Genomic DNA, 26,305 nt, shown 5'->3' with positions numbered 1-26,305 from the left:
TCACACCAGCCTGTTCTGCACGAGGAACTCGACGAGCTTGTCTGCGGCGTCGCCTTCGTCCGTGATCTTCACGCCGGCCGCCCTCGGGGGCTTCTCCGACACCGCCGTCATGATGGTCCGCGGAGCGAGGGATGGGTCAGCCGACACCCCGAGGTCCGCGAGGGTGAGCACCTCGAGGGGCTTCTTCTTCGCCGCCATGATGCCCTTGAAGTTGGGGAAGCGCGCATCGGGGAGCGCCTCGGTGATCGAGATCACGGCGGGCAGCGGAGCACTGACCTGCTGTCCTCCCGCGTCGGCGGCCCGTGTTCCGGAGACGCCGTCGGCGGTGATCTCGACCGAGCCCAGCGCCGTCGCCTGCGCATATCCGAGGTGCTCGGCCAGCATCGCCGGGATGACACCGCCGGAGCCGTCTGTCGAGAGGTTGCCCGTGATCACGAGGTCGGGCGCACCGCGACGGATCGCCGCGGCGAGCACCTCTGCGGTGAGACCCAGATCCGCGCCGGCGAGGTCCTCGTCGGCGATGTGCACGGCAGATGCCGCGCCGATCGCGAGTGCGCGGCGGACGGAGGCCGTCGATCCTGCGGGAGCCATCGACACGGCGACGACCTCGGTGCCGTCGTTCTTGTCGGCATAGCTGAGCGCGACTTCGAGGGCTCGTTCGGTGATCTCATCGAGCACGACATCGCCTGCCGCCCGATCGGCGAGCCCGGTCTCGAGATTCAGTTTGCGATCGCCATAGGTGTCCGGCACCTCTTTGACCAGGACGAAGATCTTCATCGAATGCTCCTCACGACACGGCGAGTCTATCCGTATCGCCCTCTATGTAGCCAAAAGCGAAGTTATTCACGGCCGGAGGGCCCGAATCCGGGTGACAATGTATACATAATCGACAACGCGACGGATGCTTGGCCCAGCGCCCTGCCGCATCGTCCCGCGCCGGTACCGTAGAGACGTGACCCGACCCCGCCCCCTCCCCGTGGACCCGCTCGCCGAGGCGAAGAGGCAGTGGATCGCGCACGGGTGGGCGGATGCCGCCGACGGCATGGCGGTGGTCACCTCGGTCATGCGCGCCCAGCAGCTGCTGCTCGCCCGCGTGGATGCGGCGCTCAAGCCGTTCGCGCTCAGCTTCGCCCGGTTCGAGGTGCTGCGCCTGCTGGCGTTCAGCCGCGCCGGTCGCCTGCCCCTGTCGAGCGTCGTCGCACGTCTCCAGGTGCACCCGACGACGGTGACCAGCACGGCGGAGCGTCTCGTCCGTGACGGCCTGGTGGTGCGCGAGCCGCACCCGCACGACGGCCGCGCAGCCCTCCTCGCCCTCACGGACGCAGGACGCGAGCTGGTCGAGCGCGCCACCAACGCCCTCAACACCGAGGTGTTCGCCGATCCGGGGATGGACGACGGCGATGCGGCTGAGCTCGTCGCGATCGTGGCACGGCTGCGCAAGGCGGCCGGCGACTTCGCCGATCCGCGTCCCCAGCCCGACGCTCTCTGACCGGTCTCGGCTCCTCCCGCGATGGGTTCCCTCGGGGCGTACGATCTCGGCATGAGCGAACTGCGCCTGCACACCACCCTCACCGGCCGCGGACCCGCTGCGGCCATCCTGCTCGACGACGAGCAGGTCGCATCCCTCGGGGCGGGGAAGGCGTTCCCCGTCGCGGTCACGATCGGCGGCCGCACCGCCCGACTGCGACTGGCGCGCATGGGAGGCGAGAACATGATCGGGTTCAGCAAGGCGGTGCGCGCCGAACTGGGCGTCGAGATCGACCAGGAGATCGATGCCGTGATCCGCGTCGACGGCGCGGAGCGCACGGTCGACGTTCCCGCCGAGCTCGCGACGGCGCTCGATGCCGACCCGAAGGTGCGTGCCGCCTTCGACGCGCTCAGCTACAGCGTCCGCAAGGAGCACGCGCGCGCGGTCTCCGAGGCCAAGCAGGATGCGACCAGGGAGCGGCGCATCGCGAAGATCGTCGACGGCCTCACCGGCTAGCGGTTCTGAAAGTCGGGCGCCCGCTTCTCACGGAAGGCCGACATGCCCTCCTTCTGGTCCGCGGTGTCGAACAGTGCGGCGAAGGCCTGCTTCTCGTGCGCGAGGCCGTCGGTCAGGGTCGTCTCCATCGCGGCATCCAGTGCCGCTTTGGCCGCGTACACAGAGGGCAGCGACTTCGAGGCGATCGTGTCGGCGAGGGTGGTCGCCTCGGCGAGGAGGTCGGCTGCCGGCACGACGCGTGACACGAGACCAGAGCGCTCCGCCTCCTCGGCGCCCATGAACCGGCCGGAGAGCACGAGCTCGGCCGCCTTGTAGTAGCCGACAGCGCGGATCAGACGCTGTGTGCCGCCCATGCCGGGGATGACGCCGAGGTTGATCTCGGGCTGACCGAACTTGGCCGTGTCGGCAGCCAGGATGATGTCGCACATCATCGCCAGCTCGCAGCCCCCGCCGAGGGCGAAGCCGGACACCGCCGCGATGACGGGCGTGCGCACCGCCGCGAACTCGTGCCAGACGCCGAAATGGTCGGTCGAGAGCATCTCCGCCGCGGACATGCTCTCCATCTCCTTGATGTCGGCACCGGCCGCGAACGCCTTCTCCGAGCCGGTCAGCACGATCGCACCGACGCCCTCGTCCGCATCGAACGCGACGGCGGCGGCGGTGACCTCGTCGGCGAGCCGGCTGTTCAGCGCGTTGAGCGCTTCCGGTCGATTCAGGGTGATCCACCCGACCCGTCCGCGCTGCTCGACCAGGATCGTCTCGTACTCGCTCATATCGCCTGCCTTCGTGTCGTGTCGTGTCGCGTCGCTGTCCAGTATCGTCCTTCGCCTCTCGCGCGCCCCGCACCCGCACCCGCCGCGCTGAGGGGTCAGGACACGCCGCATACCGCACGGCGGCGCGGCGTGTTGTGACCCCTCACGGCCGCGCTCGCACGGGACTCACACGACGCCGTCGCGGATATCGGTGATGATGCCGGAGAAGTCCCTGGTCGCACCGTCACCCGCGGCGAAGGCGGCGTACAGCTCCTGCGCGAGCCGGCCCATACGCGCATCCGTCGAGGTCTGCTCGATCGCCTGCAGCGCGAGGCCGAGGTCCTTCGCCATGAGCGCCCCCGCGAAGCCGGGCTGATAGTCGCGGTTGGCGGGGCTCGTCGGCACGGGGCCGGGCACGGGGCAGTTCGTCGTGATCGACCAGCATTGACCGGACGCCTGCGACACGACGTCGAACAGCGCCTGGTGCTCGAGCCCGAGCCGCTCGCCGAGGACGAACGCCTCGGCGACGGCGATCTGCGACACCGCGAGCACCATGTTGTTGCACACCTTGGCCGCCTGTCCGAGCCCCGAGCCTCCACAGTGCACGATGCGCTTTCCCATGACCTCGAGCAGCGGCAGAGCGGCGGCGTAGTCCTCGTCGGAGCCGCCGACCATGAACGCGAGCGTCCCGTTCTCGGCACCGACCACCCCGCCCGACACCGGAGCGTCGACGTTGCGGTGCCCGGCGGCGAGCGCGAGTGCATGCGCCGCCCGCGCCTCGTCGACCGCGATCGTGGACGACTCGATGAAGAGGGTGTTCGGCCGCGCGGCCGCGAGCAGTTCCGTCCGGTAGGCCTCGATCACGTGCTTCCCCGCGGGGAACATCGTGATGACGACGTCGGCGTGCGCCACGGCATCCGCTCCGCTGGCCGCCACCGGGATCCCGGCCGCCTGTGCCGCCTCGATGGCCGCGGGCACGAGGTCGAAGCCGTGCACCTCGTGGCCGGCAGCGACGAGGTTCACCGCCATCGGCAGCCCCATGTGTCCGAGACCGAGGAACGCCACGCTCGTCACGATGCGCTCCTCATCGACGCCGACCCCGCCGGCCTCAGCATCTCGCGTCCGACGATGAGTCGCATGATCTCGTTCGTCCCTTCCAGGATCTGGTGCACCCTGAGGTCGCGGACGACCTTCTCGATGCCGTAGTCCTGCAGGTATCCGTAGCCGCCGTGCAGTTGCAGCGCACGGTTGGCGACGTCGAAGCCGGCGTCCGTCGCGAAGCGCTTGGCCATCGCACAGCGCATGGTCGCGTCCGGCGCCTTCTCGTCGACCGCCTGGGCCCCGTCGCGCACCATCAGGCGTGCGGCGTGCAGGTCGGTGCGCATGTCGGCGATCGCGAACAGGATCGACTGCTTCTCGGCGAGCGGCTCTCCGAACGCCATCCGCTCGTGCACGTACTGCACGGCCCTGTCGAGCGCCCACTGCGCCCCGCCGAGCGAGCAGGCGGCGATGTTGAGGCGTCCGCCGTTGAGAGCAGACATCGCGATCGCGAAGCCTCGTCCCTCGTCGCCGAGCATGGCGGATGCCGGAACCCGGACGCCGTCGAAGATCACCTGGCGGGTGGGCTGCGCATGCCAGCCCATCTTCTTCTCGGGAGCCCCGAAGCTCAGCGCCTCCGCATCACCGGGGACGAGGAAGGCGCTGATCCCGCGCGCTCCCGGTTCCCCTGTGCGCGCCATCACGACGTAGACGGCGGCCTCGCCCGCGCCGGAGATGAACTGCTTCACGCCCGTGAGCACGTAGTCGTCACCGTCGCGGACGGCGCTGGTGGCGACGTTCGCAGCATCCGAGCCGACGCCGGGTTCGGTGAGGCAGTAGCCGCCGAACTCCTGCATCGCCGTGAGCTGCGGCAGCCACTGCGCGCGCTGCGCATCGTCGCCGTAGCTGTCGATCATCCACACCACCATGTTGTGGATGGAGATGTAGGCGGCGACCGCAGGATCGCCCTTGGCGAGCTCCTCGAAGATCGCCACGGTGTCGGTGCGGCTCAGGCCCGTGCCCCCGAACTCCTCGTCGACGTAGATGCCGCCCAGACCGAGCTCGCCGGCGCGGTTGAGGGATTCGCGGGGGAACAGGTGCTTCTCGTCGCGCTCGGCGGCGTAAGGGGCGAGTTCGGTCTCGGCGAACTCGCGTACGGCGCCGAGGATCGCCTCGCGCTCCTCGGCGGTGGTGGTGACGGTGGTCATGGTCATCGCGATTCCTTGGGGAGATTCCGGGCCTAGTGCATGGTGGGGATGACGAAGCTGGCGCCGTCGCGGATGCCGCTGGGCCACCGGCTCGTCACCGTCTTGGTCTTCGTGTAGAAGCGGAAGGCGTCGGCGCCGTGCTGGTTGAGGTCGCCGAACCCGCTGCGCTTCCAGCCGCCGAAGGTGTAGTACGCGATCGGCACCGGGATCGGCACGTTCACGCCGACCATGCCGACCTCCACGCGCGCCGCGAAGTCGCGGGCCGCATCGCCGTCGCGCGTGAAGATCGCGACACCGTTGCCGTACTCGTGCTCCGACGCCATGCGCAGCGCCTCCTCGTAGTCGGCGGCGCGGGCGATCACGAGCACGGGGCCGAAGATCTCCTCGCGATAGATCGCCATGTCGGTCGTCACGTCGTCGAACAGCGTCGGTCCGAGGTAGAAGCCTTCTTCGTGCCCGTCGACCCTGAAGCCGCGTCCGTCGGCGAGAAGCGTCGCCCCTTCGTCGATCCCCTGCTGGATGTACCCCTCGACGCGTTCGACCGCGGCGCGCGTGACCAGCGGTCCGTAGTCGACGTCGGCGGCGAGCGAGGGTCCGACCCGCAGCTGCGCGACGCGCTCGACGAGCTTCGCCGCCAGCGCGTCGGCGGTCTCCTTCCCGACGGGGACGGCGACCGAGATCGCCATGCACCTCTCTCCCGCCGATCCGTAGCCCGCGCCGATCAGGGCGTCGACGGCCTGATCGAGGTCGGCATCAGGCATCACGATCATGTGGTTCTTCGCGCCGCCGAAGCACTGGGCCCGCTTGCCGTGCGCTGTGGCCGTGGCGTAGATGTACTCGGCGATCGGTGTGGAGCCGACGAATCCGACCGCACGGATGCGGTCGTCGGTGAGCAGAGCATCGACGGCTTCCTTGTCGCCGTGCACCACGTTGAGCACCCCGGCCGGGAGCCCGGCCTCGAGGAACAGCTCGGCCAGGCGCACCGGCACAGAGGGGTCGCGCTCGCTCGGCTTGAGCACGACGGCGTTGCCTGCCGCGAGTGCCGGACCTGCCTTCCAGAGCGGGATCATGGCGGGGAAGTTGAACGGGGTGATCGCCGCCACGACGCCGAGCGGCTGCCGCATCGAGTACACGTCGATCCCTGCGCCGGCGCCCGTGGAGTACTCGCCCTTGAGCAGGTGCGGGGCTCCGGCGGAGAACTCGATGACCTCGAGGCCGCGCTGGATGTCACCCTTCGCATCGTCGACCGTCTTGCCGTGTTCGCTCGCGAGGAGCTCGGCCAGCGACGTCATCTCCTGCTGCACCAGGTCGAGGAAGCGCAGCAGCACGCGGGCGCGTTTCTGGGGGTTCGTCGCCGCCCAGGCGACCTGCGCCTCCTCGGCGTTCGCGATCACGCGCCGCACCTCCTCCGCCGAAGCGAGAGGGACGCGCGCCTGCACGGCACCTGTGCTCGGATCGAACACGTCCGCGAAGCGACCCTCATCCGGCGTCAGAAGCGATCCGCCTACGAAATGGGCGATGGTACGAGTCATTGTGTGACACCCCTCCGTGCCGTCGTTGGCACTTTGACGAGTTTACTCGGACGACCGGAGATTTACTAGGACATCCTTGCATCGACGCGTTCCGGACGTTCACTGCGACCCGTGGGTTGTTCGCGCCGCGTTCACCGTCCGTCCATCTCGTCCGACTACAACTGCAAGTGCGCGGACAAAGACTCAGACCGGATCGGGTGTCACGTCATCCGCGCGATGGTGAGCGCTCTTGCTCCCGTTGCGGCGCCCACGCCGCAAGACCCCCGCCGAATCGGGTCGGCGGGGGTCTTTCTCGTGCGGCGCCGGACGGCCGGCATCGCGCGGCCGCCGAACTAGAATCGACGATGCGCCGCCACCCTGGCGCATCCGCCTCGACGCCCCGACCCAGGGCGCCCGTTCCGCCCGAGGAGCGCACCATGTCCGAACCCGTCACGGTCTCCATCCGCCGCGAAGTCGACCCCGGCCGCATCACGGAGGCGACCGCCTGGGTGCAGACCGGCGTGAACCTCGCGACGAAGTATCCGGGCTTCCTCGGCTCCGGCTGGGTGCGCGCCGGCGAGGACTCGCAGGTGTGGCACATGCTGTACCGGTTCGCGAGCGAGGAGTCGCTCGTCGCGTGGGAGCAGTCCGCCGAGCGTACGTGGTGGCTGTCGATGGGCGAGGGATTCGTGCGCAGCGAGCGCTCCAAGCGTCGGACAGGGATCGAGGGCTGGTTCGATGAGCCGACGACGGGGACCATCACGCTCCCGGCAGCCGACGGGAGCACCGAGACGGTGACGGTCGCTCCCGCTCCCCCGCGGTGGAAGCAGGCGACCTCGATCTGGCTGGGGTTCTTCCCGGTCAACGTGGCCTTCACATACGCGATGAGCCCCGTCCCCGGGTGGGACTCCCTGCCGATCTGGCTGCGGGTGCTGGTCACGACGCTCGTGCTCACGCCGATCATGGCGTACTGGGTGCTGCCGTTCGTCACGCGTTCGCTGCGGAGCTGGCTCACCCGCTGATCGTCGGCGCCGCTCACCCCACGGCGAGCCGGAGCACTCTGTCGATCTCCGCCACCGCATCGGTGAGCGGGCCGGGTCGACGCACCAGGTAGAGCGTGTTGATCGGCGCATCGTCGGTCTCGCGCAGGACGACCAGGCGGCCATCCTCCAGCTCGTCGGCGATCAGATACGTCGGCAGCACGGTCGCTCCCGCCCCGGCGACCGCCGCTGCCGCGAGCGCACGGAGGTCGGGGACGATGAGCGTGGGCGTGCGCTCGAGCCGCGTGGCGAAGACGTGCCGCCAATACCGGCGCAGGATCGGCACATCCCCCGCATAGGCGAGGAGAGGCACGCCCTCGAGGTCGGCGGGGCCCAGTCCGGTCGACGGAACCACCCCGAGAGACGGGGCGGCGACGAGAGCGAACTCCTCATCGATCAGCGCGGCACACGGAAGGGCGCGGCCCCGGGGGCGCACGGCCGAGACAACGACGTCGAGGCTCCCGGCCCGAAGCTGCGTGAGCAGTTCCTCTGCCAGGTCCTCGACGACCGTGATGCGCCGCCCGGCCGCGATCATCGGCGCCACTGCGGGCATCACCACACGCTCGACGAACTCCGCCGCTCCGCCGATGCGCACGGGCGGAGTCTCCGCCGACCCGCGGGTCCCGACGGCGAGAGCGAGCGCATCGAGCGGGCCTGACACCCGCACGGCCAGGTCGTCCGCGCGGGGCGTCGGGCGGATGCCTCGTGCATGGCGGACGAAGAGAGGCTCCCCCACGATCCGCTCCAACGCCTGCAGCTGCGTGGTCACCGACGACTGGGCGACGCCGAGCATCCGTGCGGCGGCGGACACAGACCCCGAGCGGTGCGCGGCGAGGAAGGTGCGCCAGAGACCGAGGTCTCGCAAGCCATCGCCATTTCGATCACTCATATCGCGAATCTATCGGAAGCAGGTGTGATCACCCGCCGTTGTCCCAGGTATCGCATCCGCACGGCCTTCGCCGTCCGACCATCTGGGAGCACCAATGTCTTCTGTCCTCTTCGTCGTCACCGGCGCCCGCACCTGGACCCTCGCCGACGGCACGATCCATCCGACCGGCTACTGGGCCGAAGAGCTGCTGGTCCCCTATCGCGCCCTGCTCGACGCCGGGCACACGGTGACCTTCGCCACCCCCGGTGGCGTCGTGCCGATCGCCGACCCGGCCAGCATCGGCGATCATGACACCGCGGCGATCGACGCGATCGCAGGCCTCGACGCTCCCCTCGTCCTGGCCGACATCGACCCCTCCGCGTACGACGCGGTCTACTACCCCGGCGGTCACGGACCGATGCAGGATCTCGCGACGGACGAGGACTCGGCATCGCTCATCACCGCCACGGTGTCGGCAGGCCGCCCGCTGGCCGCCGTCTGCCATGGGCTCGCCGCGCTTCTCCCTGCTCGCACCGCGGCGGGCGCACCCGTCGTCGCGGGCAGACGCATCACGGCGTTCACCGACGAGGAGGAGCGCATCGGCGGTCTCGCCGAGCGGGCTCCGTTCCTCCTCGAGAGTGCTCTGCGCGCCGAGGGGGCCGACCTCGCCGTCGCGGAGCCGTGGAGCGACCACGTCGTGGTCGACGGGCTGCTGATCACCGGCCAGAACCCGCAGTCGTCGGCCTCCACCGCCGTCGCACTCATCGCCGCACTCGGCTGAGCGCGTCTAGGACGTCGTCCCCGCGCCCCCGGGCGTGACCGGCGTGTCCGCGGGTTCCACAAGAGAAAGAGGATCCGCGATGTCCTCGAGCGACTTGCCCGCGGCGCTCACCCCGAACACACCGCACACGATGCCGCCGAACATCATGATCGCAGCCCCGAGCACGTAGCCCCAGAACAGCGGGCCGCGGTCGCCCGACTCGGCGCTCGCGCCGATCAACGCGCCATAGAGCACCGGAGCGACCGCGCCGACGAGCTGGCCGATCGAGAAGACGTAGGAGATCACCTGGCTGCGCAGCTCCAGCGGGAAGATCTCGCTGACGGTCAGGTAGGCCGCAGACGCACCGGCGGAGGCGAAGAAGAAGGAGGCGCACCAGAACGCGGTGTGCGTCGCCGCGTTCAGCACGCCCGCGTTGAAGAGGAATGCGCTGACGAGGAGGATCGCGCCTGCGAGCACGTACGTCGAGAACAGCATCCGGCGCCGGCCCCAGGTGTCGAAGAAGTGGCCGAGGATGAGCGCGCCAGCGAGGTTGCCGACCGCGAACACGATGAAGTACTGCGATGCCGACGCCGGAGGCGTGTCGTAGAAGTTCTCCAGCACGAGGGCGTAGGTGAAGAAGATCGCGTTGTACAGGAACGACTGCGTCACCATCATCGTGATGCCGACGAGCGTGCGCCGCGGGTATTTCTTGAACAGCACCTTCGCGATGACGAGGAACGGCACGCTGCCGTACTCCTTGACCGTGATGGCCTTGCTCTCGTCGACCGGATCGATGGTCTTGCCCTCTTTGCGGATGCGCTCCTCGATCTGATCGACGTTGCGCTCCGCCTCCTCCTCACGGCCGTGCGTCATCTGCCACCGCGGGCTCTCCGGGATGTGCCGACGGAGCCAGATGATGAGGATGCCGAGCACAGGACCGACGAAGAAGCTGAGCCGCCACCCGAGGTCGGCGGGAAGGAGGTCGGTGTTCAGGAAGAACATGTTCGCGACGGCACCGAGAGCCGCACCGCCCCAGTAGGTGCCGTTGATGGCGATGTCGACACGTCCGCGGTACTTGGCGGGGATGATCTCGTCGATCGCCGAGTTGATCGCCGCATACTCGCCTCCGATACCGGCACCGGCCACGAACCGCCAGATGTAGAAGAACCAGGGTGCGAAGGCGAGACCGGCGACGGCGGACCCGACGAGATAGACCGCGAGCGAGACGAGGAACAGGTTCTTGCGCCCCAGCCTGTCGGCGAGGCGTCCGAACACCAGGGCGCCGAAGACCTGCCCCAGGAGGTAACAGGTGCCGGCGAGGCCGACTTCCGCCGGCCCCATGCCCAGGGTCGCCGCGTACCCGTTCGCCGCGACGATCTGCACCTCGAGCCCGTCGAGGATCCACGAGAACCCGAGGCCGACGATGATCATCCAGTGGAATCGCGACCAGGGAAGACGGTCCATGCGGGCCGGGACGAGAGACCTGACCTCCGTGACGGCGTCGGGAGCAGACATGGATCCTCCTTCGCGGGCGACCCGTTCGCCCCGCATCTGTCTTACTCCCCGGAGGAATTCGTCGCATGGTCTTGACCGGGGCGTCGTCCGGGCGCTACACGACAGGCGCGGCAGTGCCGGCCTGACCCGCGGGAACTGCCGACCGACCCCACCGCCGGAGCGGATCAGTCCGCCGCCGCGTCCAGCGCGAGCGACGCCGAATGCGCATCCGTGATGACGACCTGTGCGATGCCGGAGTCGAGGACCGCCCGCACCGCGCGCGCCTTGTCGGCGCCGCCGCCGACGGCGACGCGGAGCGGGATCGCACGGGTGGCGTCCTCACCGATTCCGACGATCAGGTCTTCGAAACCCGAGATCGAACGCCCGCTGCTGTCGAGGAGCACCGTTCCGATCTCCGCGACCACGTCGCGGTCCGCGAAACGATCCATCTCGCCGACCTCCGCGACCTGCGTCGCCAGCAGCGAGGCGTCCGGCCATCCGCCGATCGTCAGATACGCCGCCGTGACCGCGGAGAAGCGCTGCACCGTGCGGGCGTTCGCGGGGTGGCGGAGAATGCCCTCCTTCTGCCCGTCCGGGACGAAGATCGGCGCGTAAAGGGGGAAGGTCGCTCCGCCGCTCATCCGCCCGATGTTGAGGATCGCCTCGACGCCGTTCGCGAGGTTCGGATCCCCGACGCCGGTCAGCTGCACGACATCCAGCCAGGGCAGCTGCTCCACGCACCGGGACATCGCGACGGAGGTCCGGCCGGGGGTCATGCCGACCACATCGTCTTCGACGGCGTGCTCGACGAAGAACCGGGCCGCCACCGCGGCGAGCGCTGCCCGTACGTCGGCGACCCCCGTCGACGGCGTCGCCACGACGATGGCGGACTCCAGACCGTACCGGCGTGCGAGACGAGCGGACAGATCGACCTCGACGGGATCATCCACCACAGCTCGGACTTCGATCAGTCCGAGCTCCCGCGCACGCCGCACCATCCGCGCCGCGGCGAACCTCGATATGCCGAGCTCCTCGGCGATCTCGTTCAGGGGCCGCCCTTCGGCGAGGTTCTGCATGGCCACGTACACGTAGGCGACCCGCTGATCGATTCTCGGTTTTGCGCTCATATGTGCACCATACCTTCCAGAGCGAGCGGTCGAGACACAATGATCCGGTGATCCTCCCGAGCAAGGCCCGATCACCCGCACGACCACACCCCGATGACCAGAGGAGGTCATTTTGCTGCGCTCAGCACACCACCGCCACCGCCGTTCCGCACTCGCCGGCATCGCGCTGCTCTCCGCGGGGCTCGTCCTCAGCGGCTGCGCCGCCGACGGATCCGCATCGGAGACGCAAGCCCCGCTCGACGGGTTCGACTGGAAGAACTTCCAGGGGCAGGAGCTCAACCTCCTGATGAGCGAGCACCCGTACTCGAACGCGATCAAGGCGCACCTCGACGAGTTCGAGGACCTGACCGGAATCGACGTCAACCTCGAGACCCTGTCCGAGACCGACTACATGGTGAAGCTCCTGACCGAGCTGCAATCGGGCTCGGGCAACTACGACGCGTTCATGACCTCCCAGCCCATGAACTACCAGTACGCCGCGGCGGGGTGGGTCGAAGATCTGCGTCCCTGGATCAAAGACGAGACGCGCACGTCGCCCGACTGGGACTTCGACGACTTCTACCCCGCGCTCATCGACTCCCTCCGATGGGACAAGACCGAGTACTCCGGCGCCGGCAAGGGCGGGCTCTGGGCTCTGCCGGTGAACGAGGAGGGGTACGCGCTCTTCTATCGGAAAGACATCCTCGACGCCGCGGGCATCGCGGTGCCCCAGACGATCGACGAGCTGCTCGCGGCCGCGAAGCAGTTGAACGGCACCGAGTACGACGGACACAAGATCTCGGGATTCGTGAGCCGCGGCGACAAGACCTACCCGACGCTCAACCCGTTCAGCACCTTCCTGCTCGCCCACGGCGCGAAGGACATCGTCGACGGGAAGGCCGCGGTGAACTCACCGGAAGCCGTGGCTGCGACCCAGCAATGGGTCGACCTCATGCAGTACGCGCCGAAGGCGGCGAGCACCTACACGTGGTACGAGGCTCAGCAGGACTTCATCGCCGGCAATGCCGCCTTCTACATCGACGCCGACCACATGGCACCCGACTTCGAGAAGAGCGCGATCGGCGGCAAGGTCGGCTACGCGCTGCCTCCCGAGGGTCCGGCGGGCCGCGGCTCGAGCATGTGGGTGTGGTCGCTCGGCATGAACGCCGCGTCGGAGCACAAGGACGCGGCCTGGCTCTTCATGCAGTGGGCCTCGTCCAAGGAGACGCTCACCAGCGCCATCGCGAACGGGAACATGAACCCGACACGGCAGTCCGTGGCGCAGAGCCCCGAGATGTCCGACGCCACCGCCGACTGGGGCGGTTACAACGAGACCTGGCAGAAGATCCTCTCCGACTACGCCACGTGGGCGTACACCCCCTCGTCCACGTGGCCCGAGATCGGCGACGCCTGGGCCATCGAACTCCAGTCCGCGGTACTCGGGCAGAAGACCGCGAAGCAGGCGGCAGACGACGCCGCCGACGAGATCGATCAGATCATCTCCGAGTGAACCAGAGGGGGCGGCCCGGTTCGGGCCGCCCCCTCTGCGGGAAAGAAGCCGATGAAACACAAAGCGTCCCTGCCCTACCTGCTCGTCCTCCCCGGCCTCGCCGTGCTCGTGGCCATCATGTACCCCTTCCTGACGGGTGTCGCCTGGTCGTTCACCTCGTACCGGCTGAGCCGCGGAGCGCCGGAGATCAACGGAGGGAAGAACTTCCTTGTGCTGTTCAGTTCGGGCGACGGGTGGCATGCGATCCTCGTCACCCTGCTGTACGCCGTCGGCGTGGTGGCCGTCGAGCTCACCCTCGGGATCCTCATCGCTCTCGCGCTCAACCACGGTCGCTACGGCAGCGTCTTCCGGATCATCGTCGTGCTCCCCCTGCTGATGCCGCCGGTCATCGCGGCACTGATGTGGAAGGTCATGCTCACCGAGAACGGCGTGACGAACTGGCTCATCGAGGCGCTCGGGGGCACGGGTTCGCTGTGGTTCAACGGACCCGACACCGCGCTGCTCTCGGTGATGCTCGTCGATGTCTGGCTCTACACGCCGTTCGTGGTCCTGCTGATGCAGGCGGCCCTCAAGAGCGTGCCTCCCGAGCTCCGCGAGGCCTCGGCGGTCGACGGCGCCGGCAACGTCCGCCACTTCTTCGCGATCACGGTGCCGATGATCACCCCCGTGCTCGTCGTCGTGGTCGCCTTCCGCGGGATCGACTCCCTCAAGATGTTCGACGTCATCTACACGACGACGAAGGGCGGTCCCGTCGACGCCACGACGAATCTCCACGTGCTGGCCTACCTGGACGGCATCCGGAACCTCAACTTCGGAGCTTCGATGGCCGCGCTGGTCGTCCTGTGGGCGATCTGCTACGCGCTCTCGTTCCTGCTCCTCAAAGCGCGCCGGAAGGAGATCTCCGCATGACCACGCCGGAGAACGCCCGCACGATGACCATCCCATACGTCTCCCGCGGCACCAGACGCTCTCGGCGCACCACCGCTCACGGACTCGTGGTCGCCGGCCTCTCCCTGTGGTCGCTGTTCACCCTGGGGCCGATCGCGTGGATCTTCCTGATTTCGCTCAAGACACCGGACCAGATCGTCTCCAATCCGCCGCTCTTCCTCTTCGCCCCCACGCTCGACAACTACATCGAGGTCTTCAGCGGTCCCGAGTTCCTGACCCCGTTCGCCAACTCGCTGATCGTCACCGCCGGCTCGCTCCTCGTCACCCTGGTAATCGGGCTGCCCACCGCCTATGCCCTCGCGCGCTTCTCGTTCCGTGGCAAGGAGAACATCGCCTTCGGCATCCTCTCGCTCCGCTTCGCGCCCGAGCTGCTGATCATCCTGCCGCTGTACCTGATCTTCCAGAAGACGCACCTCGCCGACAGCTACCTCGGCCTGATCCTGGCGTACCAGCTGGTGACGCTGCCGATGCTGGTGTGGATGCTGCGCTCGTTCATCGAAGATCTGCCGGGCGAACTCGAGGAGGCGGTGGCCGTCGACGGCGGCACCCGCTGGACGGCGTTCCGGCACGTGCTGTTCCGCCTGATCGCTCCCGGCCTGGCGGCGAGCCTGATGCTCTCGTTCGTCTGGGCGTGGAACAACTACACGCTGCCGCTCGTGCTGGCCGGTCGCCACACGCAGACGGTGACGACGGGGTTGCAGCAGTACATCGGCTACCAGTCGATCGAATGGGGCCCGATGGCCGCCGCCACCATGGTCTCGATCGTCCCCGGCATCCTCTTCGCGGTGTTCTCGCTGCGGTGGATCGTCGGTGGCCTGACGGCGGGAACCGTCAAGGGCTGACCATCGCACATCCGTCCCCGAGAAGAAGGAGAGAACCACCATGACCGCCACCCACCCCGAAGACATGCTCGCGAGCGTGCTCACCGCGCCGCGCACCGTCGAACTCCGCCGCGTCCCGGTGCCGCCGGTCGGTCCACGCCAGGTGCTCGTACGCGTCGAAGCCGTCGGCGTCTGCGGATCCGACACCCACTTCTACGAGACGGGGCGGATCGGCGACATCGTCGTGCACGGCGACGTCGTGCTCGGACACGAGTCGGCGGGCACGATCGTCGCGGTCGGCTCCGACGTGTCGGCAGACCGGATCGGGACGCGCGTCTCCGTCGAACCGCAGACCGTCTGCCGTCGGTGCGAGTACTGCAAACGCGGGGACTATCACCTGTGTCGCGCGGTGGAGTTCTACGGCGCCTGGCCCTGCGACGGGTCCTTCGCCGAGTACGAAGTCATCGACGACGACTTCGCGCACCGCCTGCCCGACGGCGTCTCCTTCGAGCAAGGAGCGCTGGCGGAGCCCGTCTCCGTCGCCGTCCATGCCGTTCGGAGATCCGGCATCACCGCCTCCTCGCGCGTCTTCATCACCGGGGCGGGTCCGATCGGCGTGCTGAACGCCCAGGTGGCTCGCGCCTTCGGCGCGACCGAGGTCGTCATCAGCGATCCCGTGGCAGGTCGGCGAGAGCATGCGCTCGCGCACGGAGCGACCGCGGCGATCGATCCGGCTGACGTCGATCCAGCCGACTATCAGGAGCGCTTCGACGTGTACATCGACGCCTCGGGCAACGCCGCCGCGATCGTCTCGGCGATCCCGACGCTGCGCCCCGGCGGCACGGCCGTCCTGGTGGGGATGGGAGCGGACCGTCTCGAACTGCCCATCGCGATGATCCAGCACCGGGAGATCACCCTGACCGGAACGTTCCGCTATGTCAACACGTGGCCGACGGCGCTCGATCTCATCGCCACCGGGACCGTGAGCGTGGACTCCCTCATCACCGGTCGGTACGGACTGCAGGACGCAGGCGAGGCGCTCATGAAAGCCAAGACGGACCCCACCGCGATCAAGACGATCGTGGTCCCTGCGCTCACCGCCCGGTGACGTGCCCCGCGGGTCGGAGACACGCTCGACGACTCCGACCCGCGGCGGTCTCAGGTGCGCGGCGTCATCGCGTCGACCGCAGCCGCCTCGATCGCGAGACCAGCCTGGTACCGCTCGAGATAGCTCGCGAAGCCGGCGGCATCCCGCTCGTCCGGGGCGATCACGACGGCGTCGTTCTCGGGGAAGACGCACTCGTCCAGGTACCTGCCCAGTCCGGTCCGCTCCGCGTGGGCGAGATACGACGCCAGGACCGCGATCCCCCACGCGCCGCCCTCTCCGGCGAGACTGCCGACGGCGACAGGAACGTTCAGCGCCCCGGCGAGCAGCCGCTGCGCCACCCCGCGCGTGCGGAACAGACCCCCGTGCGCGAACAGCCGGTCGAGCCGCACGCCCTCCTCCGACAGGACCCGCATGCCGAGGGCGAGCGCCCCGAACACGCCGTAGAGGTGCGACCGCATGAGATTCGCCAGCGTGAAGGAGTCCGCGGGCGAACGGACCAGGAGCGGATGGCCGGCGGAGAGACCGGCGATCGGTTCGCCGGCCAGATAGTGGTAGGAGAGGAGGCCCCCGGCATCCGCTTCCCCATCGAGAGCTTCACGGAAGAGCACGTCGAAGGCCACGTCGTCGTCAACCGGGCGGTCCGCCGCCGCAGCGAACCGCACGAAGAGGCGCGCCCAGGCCGCGATGTCACTGGCGCCGTTGTTGCAGTGCACCATCGCGACCTCGTCGCCCGCCGGAGTCATCACGACGTCGAGCTCTCGGTGGGCCTTGCTCAGCGGCCGCTCCAGCACGACCATCGCGAAGATGCTGGTGCCGGCGGAGACGTTGCCCGTGCGCGGTGAGACCGCGTTGGTCGCGACCATGCCCGTCCCGGCGTCGCCCTCGGGAGGACACAACGGGATGCCTGACTGCAACAGCCCGGACGGATCGAGCAGCAGGGCGCCCTCGACCGTGAGCTGACCCGCCGGCGTCCCGGCGCGCTGGACCTCGGGGAGGAGGTCGCGGAGGGGGCGCGGCAGCTGATCGCGTACGAGGTCGTCGTACGCCGCGAGCATCCGTTCGTCGTATGCGCCTGTCGCCGGATCGATCGGGAACATGCCCGATGCGTCGCCGATGCCGAGCACGCGATGACCGGTGAGGCTTTCGTGCACGTATCCGGCCAGCGTGTTCAGCGCGGCGATCCGCTCCGTGTGCGCCTCTCCCGCACGCACGGCATGATGCAGGTGCGCCACCGACCAGCGCTGCGGCACGTGCACCCCGAAGAGTGCGCTGAGTTCGGCTGCCGCGGCGGCCGTCCCGGTGTTCCGCCACGTGCGGAAGGGCGTCAGGAGTGCCCCGTCGGTGTCGAAGGCCAGGTAGCCGTGCATCATGGCGGAGATCCCGATGGCGCCGAACGTGGTGGGTCGGATGCCGTACCGGTCGTGCACATCGGCCACCAACTCCGTGTACACGGCGCGCAGCCCCTCCCACACATCGTCGATGTCATAGCTCCAGACGCCGTCGACCAGGCGGCTCTCCCACGAGAACCCTCCCGTCGCCAACACGTCTGCCAGGTCGGCCCCGACGAGACAGGCCTTGATGCGCGTGGAGCCGAGCTCGATGCCCAGACTCGTCCGCCCAGCGAGGATGTCTGCGCGTGCCGTGCCCTGCGCCCTCATCGCCGGACGTCCGTGCTCTGCCCGTACACATCCTGGTACCGCGCGTACAGGCGGTCGATCGTGTCCGCGGGCAGGGTCAGGAGCTCACCTCCCGCGCGCGCGTGATGGACCGTGCGCGCGATGTCCTCGACCATGACGGCCGCCTTCACCGCGTCCCTCGCATCCGCTCCGATCGTGAACGGCCCGTGGTTGCGCATCAGCACCGCGCGTGAACGCCGACCGCTGAGGGTCTCGACGATGCCGCGTCCGATCGAGTCGTCTCCGATGACTGCGAGAGGTCCGACGGGCACCGGTCCACCGAACTCGTCGGCCATGGCCGTCAGCACGCAGGGGATCTCCTCCCCCCTGGCCGCCCAGGCGACCGCGTATGTCGAGTGCGTGTGCACCACCCCACCCACCTCGGGCATGTTCCGGTACACGTAGGCGTGCGCGGCGGTATCGCTGGACGGCGCGAGGTCGCTGCCCGGTGTCCCGGCGATCGCGCGACCATCGAGATCGCACAGGATCATGTTCTCCGGGGCGAGGTCGTCGTACGACACCCCGGAGGGCTTGATCACGAACAGCTCGTGGCCCGGCACGCGAGCGGAGACGTTGCCCCCGGTCCAGACCACGAGTCCGTAGCGCACGAGCTCGCGATGCAGACGCGCGACCTCGACGCGGAGCTCGTGGATCGAGCGACGGAGTTCGGGCGAGAAGTGGGGTATGTCGACACTCAAGAGGGACCTCGGGCTAGCTACCGGTAAGAAGGGTCGCCCGCGCGGGCGACCGTGACATGTTACCTTCCACCTGTCCGAGACGGCGACTCCGAGACGGATCAGCGTGCCGCATGGCTGCCGGCCCCCACACGCGACGGACGCGCCCCCCGAGCGGGAGGCGCGTCCGTCGAACTGTCGAGATCAGTCCTCGATGTGCCGCTCCTCTGGACCGTCGTAGTGCGAGAGCGGACGGATGAGCGCGTTGGCTCCGGCCTGCTCGATCACGTGCGCCGTCCATCCGGTCACGCGCGCCGCCACGAACAGCGGGGTGAACGTGAGCGTGTCGAAGCCGATGAGGTTGTACGCGGGTCCCGAGGGATAGTCCAGGTTCGGGTAGATGCCCTTGCGCGCCACGAACTCCGACTCGAGCGCGTCATACAGCGCGGCGACCTCCGGGCGGTCGTAGTGCTCCACGAGGGTGTCGAGCGCCGCCTTCATGGTGGGCACACGGGAGTCGCCCTTCTTGTAGACGCGGTGCCCGAAGCCCATGATCTTGCGCTTCTCGGCGAGAGCCTTGTCGAGCCAGGGCCCCACGTTCTCGGCCGAGCCGATGTCGTCGAAGATATGCAGCACGGCTTCGTTCGCACCGCCGTGGAGCGGCCCCTTGAGCGCACCGATCGCGCCGACGACCGCCGAATACAGGTCGCTGAGCGTGGAGGTGATCACGCGAGCCGTGAAGGTGGAGGCGTTGAACGAGTGCTCCGCGTAGAGGATCATCGAGCGGCTGAAGGCATCGACGACGACCTGGTCGGCCTCTTCGCCGAACGTCATCCACAGGAAGTTGGCGGAGTAGTCGAGGTCGTCGCGGGGGGCGATGGCCTCCTGGCCGCGACGACGCCGCTGCCCGTAGGCCACGATCGCGGGAAGGGCCGCGAAGAGGCGGATGCTGCGCTCGAGGTTCTGCTCGGGGCTGCCGCCCGCATCGAGCACGGATCCGCCGGCACCGGGGTCGGACGCGCCGATCAGGCTCACGGCGGTGCGGACCTCGTCCATCGGATGCGCCTCCAGCGGCACGAGGTCGATCGCGGCCTTGACGTTGTCGGCGAGCGCGCGGTGTATGCGCTCCTCGACGCGGAACGCCGCGAGCTCCTCCGGCGTCGGCAGCTCGCCGTGCCACAGCAGGTAGGCCACCGCCTCGAATGGCTGCGTCGCCGCGAGCTCCTGCACCGGGTAGCCGCGGTACAGCAGGCTGTTCGTCTCGGGGTTCACCTTCGAGATCGCGGTCGTGTCGACGACGACGCCCGCAAGGCCCTTTTTGATGTCCGGCTCGGTCATGGTCACTCCTTCGTGATGGTGAAGTTGAAGACGCCGGAGTCGAAGTGGTTGTACGACTCGTAGTCGATCAGGTCGTAGAGATCGGCGCGGTGCTGCATCTCGCCGAGCTTCGAGGTCAGGTGCCCCTCGTCGTTCAGAGTATCCAGTGCACGGCCTGCCGCCCCCATCGAGATGCGCAGCAGCGACACCGGCCAGATGACCAGGTTCACTCCCGCGTCTCGCAGCTGATCGACGGAGAACAGCTCGCTCTTGCCGAACTCGGTCATATTCGCCAGGATCGGCACGTCGAGCGCCTCGGCCATGGCCTCGAACTCGGCGAGCGTGCGCATGGCCTCGGGGAAGATCGCGTCCGCCCCCGCATCGACCAGCGCCTTGGCGCGGTCGATCGCGACGTCCAGACCCTCGATCGCGCGGATGTCGGTGCGCGCCATGATGAGGAAGTTCTCGTCGCGGCGGGCGTCGGCTGCGGCACGGATGCGCTTGATCGCGGTGTTCTCGTCGACCACGGCCTTGCCGTCGAGGTGGCCGCACCGCTTGGGGTTGATCTGGTCCTCGATGTGCGTGCCGGCGAGACCCGCGTCCTCGAGCTCCTGGATCGTGCGGGCGACGTTCATCGGCTCACCGAAGCCCGTGTCGGCGTCGACGATGGCGGGGAGGTCGGTCATGCGGGCGATCTGCTTGGCGCGGCCGGCCACCTCGGTGAGCGTGGTCAGGCCGATGTCAGGCAGGCCCAGGTCGGCGGACAGCACGGCTCCGGAGATGTAGACGCCGTCGAAGCCCTTCTGCTCGATCAGGCGGGCGCTCAGCGGGTTGAATGCGCCGGGGAAGCGCAGCAGCTCTCCGCTCGCCAGCCGCTCCCGGAACAGTCTCCGCTTCTCGGCCGGTGTGATGGTGGAGTACAGCATCAGAACAGTCCCTGGGGAGCCGGAGCGGCGTCGAGCACGCCGGGCTTCGCGACGATCGAGAGCTCGCCGACCTCGGCGGCCGTCAGCTCGGGCAGGCGCTGCACGAGGGCGAGGAACCGCTCGATCTCGGCGGGTTCGAGCACGGGTTCTGCCAGCAGACGGAACTTCGCGATGTAGTTCTCGCGCGCGAACGGACGTGCTCCCAGCGGATGCGCGTCGGCCACGGCGATCTCGTCGACCACGGTCGACCCGTCGGTCAGACGGATCTCGACGCGGCCGCCGAACGCCTTCTCGTCCGGGTCCTCGGAGTGGTAGCGGCGCGTCCACTCGGCATCCTCGGCCGTGGTGATCTTGTGCCACAGGGCGACCGTGTCGGCACGGCCGGCGCGCTCGGGGGCGTAGGAGTCGACGTGGTGCCAGCCGCCGTCCTGCAAGGCGACCGCGAAGATGTAGGGCACCGAGTGGTCGAGCGTCTCGCGCGATGCGGTCGGGTCGTACTTCTGCGGGTCGTTCGCGCCGGAGCCGATCACGTTGTGGGTGTGGTGGCTGGTGTGGATGACGATGGCGTCGATGTTCTGCGGGTCGCGCAGCGCCGGGTTCTCGATCCCGAGCTTGCGGGCGAGGTCGATCAGCGCCTGGGCCTGGTACTCGGCCGAGTGCTCCTTGGTGTACGAGTCGAGGATCGCGCGCTTGGGCTCGCCCGCGGCGGGCAGCGGCACGTCGTAGGCGGCACCCTTGCCGTCGAGCATCCACGCGATCACGCCGTCTTCGCCTTCGTAGATCGGCGCGGGGCTGGTCTGCCCGCGCATCGCCCGGTCGACCGCCTCGACGGCCATCTTGCCGGCGAAGGCCGGGGCGTGCGCCTTCCAGGTCGAGATCTCGCCCTTGCGGCTCTGACGCGTGGCGGTCGTGGTGTGCAGACCCTGTCCGACGGCCTGGTAGATCGTCTCGACGTCGAGCCCGAGCAGGGTGCCGATGCCGGCGGCGGCCGACGGGCCGAGGTGGGCGACGTGGTCGATCTTGTGCTTGTGCAGGCAGATCGCGCGCACCAGGTCCATCTGGATCTCGTAGCCGGTCGCGATGCCGCGCACGAGCGCCCGTCCGTCCTTGCCGGTGTGCTGCGCGACCGCGAGGATCGGCGGGATGTTGTCGCCGGGGTGCGAGTACTCGGCGGCGAGGAAGGTGTCGTGGTAGTCGAGCTCGCGCACGGCCACGCCGTTCGCCCACGCCGCCCACTCCGGGCTGGTGCGGCGGTCGAGTTCTGCGCCGAAGAGGTTCGCGCCGACGCCGCCGGTCGAGACGGGGTGGCTGAAGGCCTGTGCGCGGGCCGCGTTGATCGGGGCACGGGTGAGCGAGGCCGCCGCGACCGACGCGTTGTCGATGATGCGGTTGATGATCATGTCGACGACGTCCTGCTCGACCTCGACGGGGTCGGCGGCGACCTCGGCGATCTTCCAGGCCAGCTGGTCTTCACGGGCGAGGTTCTCGTCGCTGCGGTGCACGCGGACGTGGTGGGTGACGGTCATGAGCGTCCTTCGCTGTTGTGGGGAGAGTCGTCGGGGAGGGAGTCGAGGATGCCGGCGAGCGCGTTGTGCAGGTGCACGTGCGTGGCATGGGCTGCGAGGTCGCCGTCGCGCGCCGCCAGGGCCTCTGCGATGATCCGGTGCTCGGCGGCCGAGGCAGCGAGGCGGGCGGGCTTGTCGCGGGCCATGCGTCGCACGCGCACGAGGTGCGTGCGCACGGTCCGCAGGGCCGAGGCGATGTAGTCGTTGTCGACCGCCGCGTCGAGCGCGGCGTCGAAGCGCGCGATGAGCGCGTAGTACGCATCACGGCCTTCGGCGGCGTGGAGGTCGACGTGCGCGAACTCGTCGGCGAGCGCGGCGAACAGCGCGGAATCCCCTCGTGCGGCGGCGAGGCGGGCCGAGCTCTCCTCGAGCGCACGGCGGATCTCGAAGAGCGAGCGGATGTCGTCGGCGTCCAGATCGGCGACGACCGTGACCCGCGGCGACTGCTGGACCACGAGGCCGTCGGCAGCGAGACGACGCAGCGCCTCACGCATGGGCGTGCGGCTCACGCCGAGCCGTTCGGCCTGCTCGACCTCGCCGAGCACGGCGCCGGCCGCGAGCACGCCCGACTGGATGTCGTCCAGCAGGGCCGTGTACGCGCGATCGCTCGCGGAGGTCCGCTCAGCGGGAAGGGTCATCCCCTCAGTGTATACATAAGGTTGATCCGGATGCCCCTTTTCCTCGTAGATGCGTTCCGGCGTATACATTCTCCGCAGAAGCCGGCGGCGTCAGGACGGGGGTGCGACGGGTTCGCCGAGCTTGACCACGATGACGCCGACGAGCACGAGCACCCCGCCGAGCGCCTGCAGCAGGTCGGGGAGCTGCCCGAGCAGCAGCCACCCGTACAGGAGCGCGGCGACGACCTCGGCGAGCGCGACGAACGAGGCGAGCCGGGATCCGAGCATCCGCGTCGAGGCGATCCCGAGCCCGTACCCGAGCGCGGTGGCGATGACACCCATCGCAAGGACAGGGACGAACCAGGGCACGCTGCCGAATCGGTAGGAGACGTCATCCGTCGTCCACGCGATCGGGGGGATGCCGACGGCACCCGCGAGAGCGAGGGCGACAGCACCGAGCAGCAGACCGCTGCCGGCGAGGGCGATGGGCGGCAGACCCGTGTCGGCCTTGGCGGAGAGCACGAAGTAGGCAGCCGCCCCCACCATGGCCCCGAGCGCCCACAGGATGCCTGGCACGTTCACCTCGGCGCCGGTGACGACGTCGAGCATCAGCACCAGCCCGACGAAGGCGATGACCGCCCCGATGACGCTCTTCCTGCTCGGCCGCTCCCCTCGGCGCAGCCACAACCACAACAGCACGGCGATCGGGGCGGTGTACTCGACGAGCAGCGCGATGCCGACATCCATCACCGCGACAGCCTGGAAGTAGAAGAGCTGGGTGGCCGCCACCGCGAGCAACCCGTAGGCGAGGATCATGCCGAGGTTGCGCCGCAGGAGACCCCAGCGGCCGCGGAGCGCCAGGATCGTCGGGACGAGGAGGACGACGGCGGCGACGCAGAGACGCGCAGTGACCGCCGCCCCCGGCGTCCATCCGGCGTCGATCAGGCCGCGCGCCCACCCGCCGGACATGCCGAAAGAGAACGCGGCGGCGATCGCGAGCGGCATTCCGAGGCGCACCCCGCCCGCCGAGGCGATCGCCGTGTCACTCGTCAACCTCCTCATGATCGATGACGCTACGCGCGCCCCAAGTAAGATGTCAACATGATCTTCACCGATGACACGGAAGAGGCTCTGCGGGCTGCCGTCTGGCTCGTGAACTCCGCCGAAGAGCCGGACACCCTGGCCGACCTCGACGACGAGGCGGCATTCCTCCGGGAGTTCCCTTACACCGGGCGGCTCGATCGCGACGACCGCGAGGTCTCCGCCCTCCGACGTCTGCGCCCGCGACTGCGCGCGATGCTGCTCGCCGGACGCGACGAGATGGCCGAGCGGGTCAACGATGCGCTGGCCGAATCGCGCCTCACTCCTCGACTGCGCCGCCACGACGGCGCCGACTGGCACCTGCACGCCGTCGCCGACGAGCAGCCGCTGGCCGAGCGCATCCTGATCGAGACCGCGATGGCTCTGATCGATGTCATCCGCACCGACGAGGGATCCCGCCTCAGCGTGTGCGAGGACGACACCTGCCTGTCCATCGCCCTCGACCTCTCGCGCAACCGCTCGAAGCGGTACTGCTCGACGACCTGTGCGAACCGGAACGCCGTCGCCGCGTATCGTGCGCGTCGCGCGACCACGGCTCCCTGAGTCGACTCGTTCGCCCCGGACCTCGACACGCGTAAACATCCGATGTCTATACTGGCTACGACACGGGCTGCGGCGTCGCGGCCTCCCGATCGATCAGGAGAATCATGAAGTTCGCGCGGCTCGGCACCCTCGGCTCGGAGATCCCCGTCCTCGTGGAGGATGACCGTTACCTCGACCTGCGTCCCGTGACATCCGATGTCAACGGCGATTTCCTCGAGAGCGATTTCGTCTCTCGTGTCGCGTCGGCGCGCGACGCCGGCCAGCTGCCCGAACTCCCGGATGCCGACGGGATGCGCATCGGCGCCCCCATCGCCCGTCCGAGCGCCGTGATCTGCATCGGGATGAACTACGCGGCGCACGCCGCGGAATCGGGCTCGGAGCCGCCGACCATCCCGATCCTGTTCCTGAAGACCCCGAACACCGTCGTCGGGCCCAACGACCCCGTGACGATCCCGCGGGGCAGCGAGAAGACCGACTGGGAGGTCGAGCTCGGCATCGTGATCGGCGCCCGCGCCGCGTACCTGGACTCCCCTGCGGACTCGCTCGCGCACGTCGCGGGTTTCGTCACCGCGAACGACGTCTCCGAGCGCGCGTTCCAGATCGAGGTGTCGGGCGGACAGTGGTCCAAGGGCAAGATCGCCCCGGGGTTCAACCCCACCGGCCCGTGGCTGGTCACTCCCGACGAGGTCGACCACCAGGCGCTCGGCCTGCGCAGTTTCGTCAACGGAGAACCGCGGCAGGACTCGAACACGAGTGACATGATCTTCACGGTCGAGCACATCGTGCATCACCTGTCGCAGTACGTGACCCTCGAGCCGGGCGACCTGATCCTCACCGGCACTCCGCAGGGTGTCGCACTGTCGGGCCGGTTCCCCTACCTCGCCGCGGGCGATGTGGTCGAGATCGAGATCGACGGTCTGGGCCGTCAGCGCCAGGAGTTCGTCGCCTGGGAAGCACGGCGATGACCGGATCGCTGGAGGGGCTGGTCGCGATCGTCACGGGCGGCTCCTCCGGCATCGGTGCGGCGATCGCTCGACGCCTGGACGCCGACGGAGCCACGGTCGCGGTGCTCGACCGTGGCCGCTCGACAGCCGCCCCCGCGTTCCCCACCTTCGTGGCTGACGTCTCGGACCGTGCGAGCGTCGACGCCGCGGTGGCTCGCGTCGCCGAGGCGTTCGGCCGCATCGACATCGTCGTGAACAACGCCGGAGTCGGCGCACAGGGCGATATCGCCGCGAACGACGACGACGAGTGGGCGCGCGTGCTCTCGGTCAACGTGACCGGCATCGCCCGCGTGACCTCGGCCGCGCTCCCCTGGCTGCGGCAGTCGCCGTCCGCCGCGGTGTGCAACACGGCATCCGTCGCGTCCACGATCGGCCTCCCGCAGCGCGCGCTGTACAGCGCCTCCAAGGGCGCCGTGTCGGCTCTGACCCGCGCGATGGCCGCCGATCACCTGCGCGAGGGCATCCGCGTGAACGCCGTCGATCCCGGCACCGCGGACACACCCTGGGTGGGCCGACTGCTCGACGCGTCCGCCGATCCGGCAGCGGAACGCTCGGCGCTCGAAGCACGGCAGCCCCACGGCCGCCTGGTCGACCCCGACGAGGTCGCCGCTGCCGTCGCCTATCTCGTGAGCCCGGAGGCGGGCTCCACCACGGGCGTCGCCATCGAGGTCGATGGCGGCATGTCACGGCTGAGACTCCGACCGGAGTGAGCACGGCACTCGACCGATCCGACT

26 protein-coding genes are annotated in these 26,305 nt (G+C 69.1%); 11 read left to right on the top strand and 15 right to left on the bottom strand.

What is annotated here, in order from left to right:
• The gene (locus AB0E56_RS05425; RefSeq protein WP_359797244.1) at nt 1-777 is read right to left on the bottom strand and encodes an electron transfer flavoprotein subunit beta/FixA family protein; all 777 of its coding nucleotides are present in this window, start codon (nt 775-777) and stop codon (nt 1-3) included.
• A 175-nt stretch (nt 778-952) separates the two neighbouring features.
• On the opposite strand from AB0E56_RS05425, the gene AB0E56_RS05420 reads away from it, so the two are divergent.
• Together AB0E56_RS05420 and AB0E56_RS05415 are read left to right on the top strand one after the other, a co-directional pair.
• Nucleotides 953-1,489, top strand: a complete 537-nt coding sequence (locus AB0E56_RS05420) for a MarR family transcriptional regulator (RefSeq protein ID WP_359797242.1) — start codon at nt 953-955, stop codon at nt 1,487-1,489.
• Between the two features lie 51 nt (nt 1,490-1,540).
• On the top strand, nt 1,541-1,984 hold the full coding sequence (locus AB0E56_RS05415) for a YdeI/OmpD-associated family protein (RefSeq protein ID WP_359797241.1): 444 nt from the start codon (nt 1,541-1,543) through the stop codon (nt 1,982-1,984).
• On the opposite strand, the gene AB0E56_RS05410 is transcribed toward AB0E56_RS05415, so the two are convergent.
• The 4 genes from AB0E56_RS05410 to AB0E56_RS05395 form a co-directional block, all read right to left on the bottom strand.
• Nucleotides 1,981-2,757, bottom strand: a complete 777-nt coding sequence (locus AB0E56_RS05410) for an enoyl-CoA hydratase (RefSeq protein WP_359797238.1) — start codon at nt 2,755-2,757, stop codon at nt 1,981-1,983. The genes AB0E56_RS05415 and AB0E56_RS05410 overlap by 4 nt on opposite strands.
• Before the next feature lie 165 nt (nt 2,758-2,922).
• Nucleotides 2,923-3,810, bottom strand: coding sequence for a 3-hydroxyisobutyrate dehydrogenase (gene mmsB / locus AB0E56_RS05405; protein ID WP_359797236.1), 888 nt, complete (start codon nt 3,808-3,810; stop codon nt 2,923-2,925).
• The gene (locus AB0E56_RS05400; RefSeq protein WP_359797233.1) at nt 3,807-4,988 is read right to left on the bottom strand and encodes an acyl-CoA dehydrogenase family protein; all 1,182 of its coding nucleotides are present in this window, start codon (nt 4,986-4,988) and stop codon (nt 3,807-3,809) included. The genes mmsB and AB0E56_RS05400 overlap by 4 nt, the downstream gene beginning before the upstream one ends.
• Before the next feature lie 26 nt (nt 4,989-5,014).
• Nucleotides 5,015-6,514, bottom strand: coding sequence for a CoA-acylating methylmalonate-semialdehyde dehydrogenase (locus tag AB0E56_RS05395; protein WP_359797232.1), 1,500 nt, complete (start codon nt 6,512-6,514; stop codon nt 5,015-5,017).
• 416 nt (nt 6,515-6,930) lie between these two features.
• On the opposite strand from AB0E56_RS05395, the gene AB0E56_RS05390 reads away from it, so the two are divergent.
• Nucleotides 6,931-7,515, top strand: coding sequence for an antibiotic biosynthesis monooxygenase (locus tag AB0E56_RS05390; RefSeq protein WP_359797230.1), 585 nt, complete (start codon nt 6,931-6,933; stop codon nt 7,513-7,515).
• A gap of 13 nt (nt 7,516-7,528) precedes the next feature.
• On the opposite strand, the gene AB0E56_RS05385 is transcribed toward AB0E56_RS05390, so the two are convergent.
• A complete protein-coding gene (locus tag AB0E56_RS05385; RefSeq protein WP_359797228.1) occupies nt 7,529-8,422 on the bottom strand; it encodes a LysR family transcriptional regulator in 894 nt (297 codons plus the stop codon).
• A gap of 94 nt (nt 8,423-8,516) precedes the next feature.
• Here AB0E56_RS05385 and AB0E56_RS05380 point away from each other — a divergent pair, with 94 nt between their 5' ends.
• Nucleotides 8,517-9,182: a type 1 glutamine amidotransferase domain-containing protein gene (locus tag AB0E56_RS05380; protein ID WP_359797226.1), complete on the top strand. Its 666-nt coding sequence runs from the start codon at nt 8,517-8,519 to the stop codon at nt 9,180-9,182.
• Between the two features lie 6 nt (nt 9,183-9,188).
• Here AB0E56_RS05380 and AB0E56_RS05375 read toward each other — a convergent pair whose 3' ends face one another.
• Nucleotides 9,189-10,676 (bottom strand): MFS transporter, encoded by a 1,488-nt coding sequence (locus AB0E56_RS05375; protein WP_359797224.1) that lies wholly within the window; start codon nt 10,674-10,676, stop codon nt 9,189-9,191.
• A gap of 164 nt (nt 10,677-10,840) precedes the next feature.
• The gene (locus AB0E56_RS05370) at nt 10,841-11,782 is read right to left on the bottom strand and encodes a sugar-binding domain-containing protein (RefSeq protein WP_359797222.1); all 942 of its coding nucleotides are present in this window, start codon (nt 11,780-11,782) and stop codon (nt 10,841-10,843) included.
• Nucleotides 11,783-11,894: 112 nt separating this feature from the next.
• Between AB0E56_RS05370 and AB0E56_RS05365 the strand changes: the two genes are divergently transcribed.
• The 4 genes from AB0E56_RS05365 to AB0E56_RS05350 are packed head-to-tail and all read left to right on the top strand — an operon-like array spanning nt 11,895 to nt 16,148.
• Nucleotides 11,895-13,271, top strand: a complete 1,377-nt coding sequence (locus tag AB0E56_RS05365; RefSeq protein ID WP_359797220.1) for a sugar ABC transporter substrate-binding protein — start codon at nt 11,895-11,897, stop codon at nt 13,269-13,271.
• A 51-nt stretch (nt 13,272-13,322) separates the two neighbouring features.
• On the top strand, nt 13,323-14,180 hold the full coding sequence (locus tag AB0E56_RS05360; protein ID WP_359797219.1) for a sugar ABC transporter permease: 858 nt from the start codon (nt 13,323-13,325) through the stop codon (nt 14,178-14,180).
• A complete protein-coding gene (locus AB0E56_RS05355; RefSeq protein WP_359797217.1) occupies nt 14,177-15,061 on the top strand; it encodes a carbohydrate ABC transporter permease in 885 nt (294 codons plus the stop codon). Before AB0E56_RS05360 ends, AB0E56_RS05355 begins: the two co-directional genes overlap by 4 nt.
• A 40-nt stretch (nt 15,062-15,101) precedes the next feature.
• Complete coding sequence (locus AB0E56_RS05350; protein ID WP_359797215.1) at nt 15,102-16,148, top strand: NAD(P)-dependent alcohol dehydrogenase; 1,047 nt, start codon at nt 15,102-15,104, stop codon at nt 16,146-16,148.
• A 50-nt stretch (nt 16,149-16,198) separates the two neighbouring features.
• Here the strand turns inward: AB0E56_RS05350 and AB0E56_RS05345 are convergent, their stop codons facing one another.
• The 7 genes from AB0E56_RS05345 to AB0E56_RS05315 form a co-directional block, all read right to left on the bottom strand.
• Nucleotides 16,199-17,806: an FGGY-family carbohydrate kinase gene (locus AB0E56_RS05345; protein ID WP_359797214.1), complete on the bottom strand. Its 1,608-nt coding sequence runs from the start codon at nt 17,804-17,806 to the stop codon at nt 16,199-16,201.
• A complete protein-coding gene (locus AB0E56_RS05340; protein WP_359798261.1) occupies nt 17,803-18,510 on the bottom strand; it encodes an L-ribulose-5-phosphate 4-epimerase in 708 nt (235 codons plus the stop codon). The genes AB0E56_RS05345 and AB0E56_RS05340 overlap by 4 nt, the downstream gene beginning before the upstream one ends.
• Nucleotides 18,511-18,702: 192 nt before the next feature.
• Nucleotides 18,703-19,836: a bifunctional 2-methylcitrate synthase/citrate synthase gene (locus AB0E56_RS05335; RefSeq protein ID WP_359797212.1), complete on the bottom strand. Its 1,134-nt coding sequence runs from the start codon at nt 19,834-19,836 to the stop codon at nt 18,703-18,705.
• Between the two features lie 2 nt (nt 19,837-19,838).
• Nucleotides 19,839-20,741 carry a methylisocitrate lyase gene (gene prpB, locus AB0E56_RS05330; RefSeq protein ID WP_359797211.1) on the bottom strand — a complete coding sequence of 301 codons (903 nt, stop codon included), beginning with the start codon at nt 20,739-20,741 and terminating at the stop codon, nt 19,839-19,841.
• On the bottom strand, nt 20,741-22,267 hold the full coding sequence (locus AB0E56_RS05325; RefSeq protein ID WP_359797210.1) for an MmgE/PrpD family protein: 1,527 nt from the start codon (nt 22,265-22,267) through the stop codon (nt 20,741-20,743). Before AB0E56_RS05325 ends, prpB begins: the two co-directional genes overlap by 1 nt.
• Nucleotides 22,264-22,944, bottom strand: coding sequence for a GntR family transcriptional regulator (locus AB0E56_RS05320; protein WP_359797208.1), 681 nt, complete (start codon nt 22,942-22,944; stop codon nt 22,264-22,266). The genes AB0E56_RS05325 and AB0E56_RS05320 overlap by 4 nt, the downstream gene beginning before the upstream one ends.
• Before the next feature lie 90 nt (nt 22,945-23,034).
• Nucleotides 23,035-23,985, bottom strand: coding sequence for a DMT family transporter (locus tag AB0E56_RS05315; protein ID WP_359797207.1), 951 nt, complete (start codon nt 23,983-23,985; stop codon nt 23,035-23,037).
• A gap of 39 nt (nt 23,986-24,024) precedes the next feature.
• On the opposite strand from AB0E56_RS05315, the gene AB0E56_RS05310 reads away from it, so the two are divergent.
• The 3 genes from AB0E56_RS05310 to AB0E56_RS05300 all read left to right on the top strand — a co-directional run bounded on the left by AB0E56_RS05310 (nt 24,025) and on the right by AB0E56_RS05300 (nt 26,281).
• On the top strand, nt 24,025-24,567 hold the full coding sequence (locus tag AB0E56_RS05310; protein WP_359797205.1) for a CGNR zinc finger domain-containing protein: 543 nt from the start codon (nt 24,025-24,027) through the stop codon (nt 24,565-24,567).
• Between the two features lie 104 nt (nt 24,568-24,671).
• On the top strand, nt 24,672-25,532 hold the full coding sequence (locus AB0E56_RS05305) for a fumarylacetoacetate hydrolase family protein (protein WP_359797203.1): 861 nt from the start codon (nt 24,672-24,674) through the stop codon (nt 25,530-25,532).
• The gene (locus tag AB0E56_RS05300) at nt 25,529-26,281 is read left to right on the top strand and encodes an SDR family oxidoreductase (RefSeq protein ID WP_359797201.1); all 753 of its coding nucleotides are present in this window, start codon (nt 25,529-25,531) and stop codon (nt 26,279-26,281) included. Before AB0E56_RS05305 ends, AB0E56_RS05300 begins: the two co-directional genes overlap by 4 nt.
• Nucleotides 26,282-26,305 lie beyond the last annotated feature (24 nt).

Origin of the sequence: Microbacterium sp. NPDC028030, assembly GCF_040637855.1 — a bacterium.
Lineage (GTDB): Bacteria > Actinomycetota > Actinomycetes > Actinomycetales > Microbacteriaceae > Microbacterium.
The sequence above is the reverse complement of the archived record's forward strand: the minus strand, read 5'-3'. Positions and strand labels throughout refer to the sequence as shown.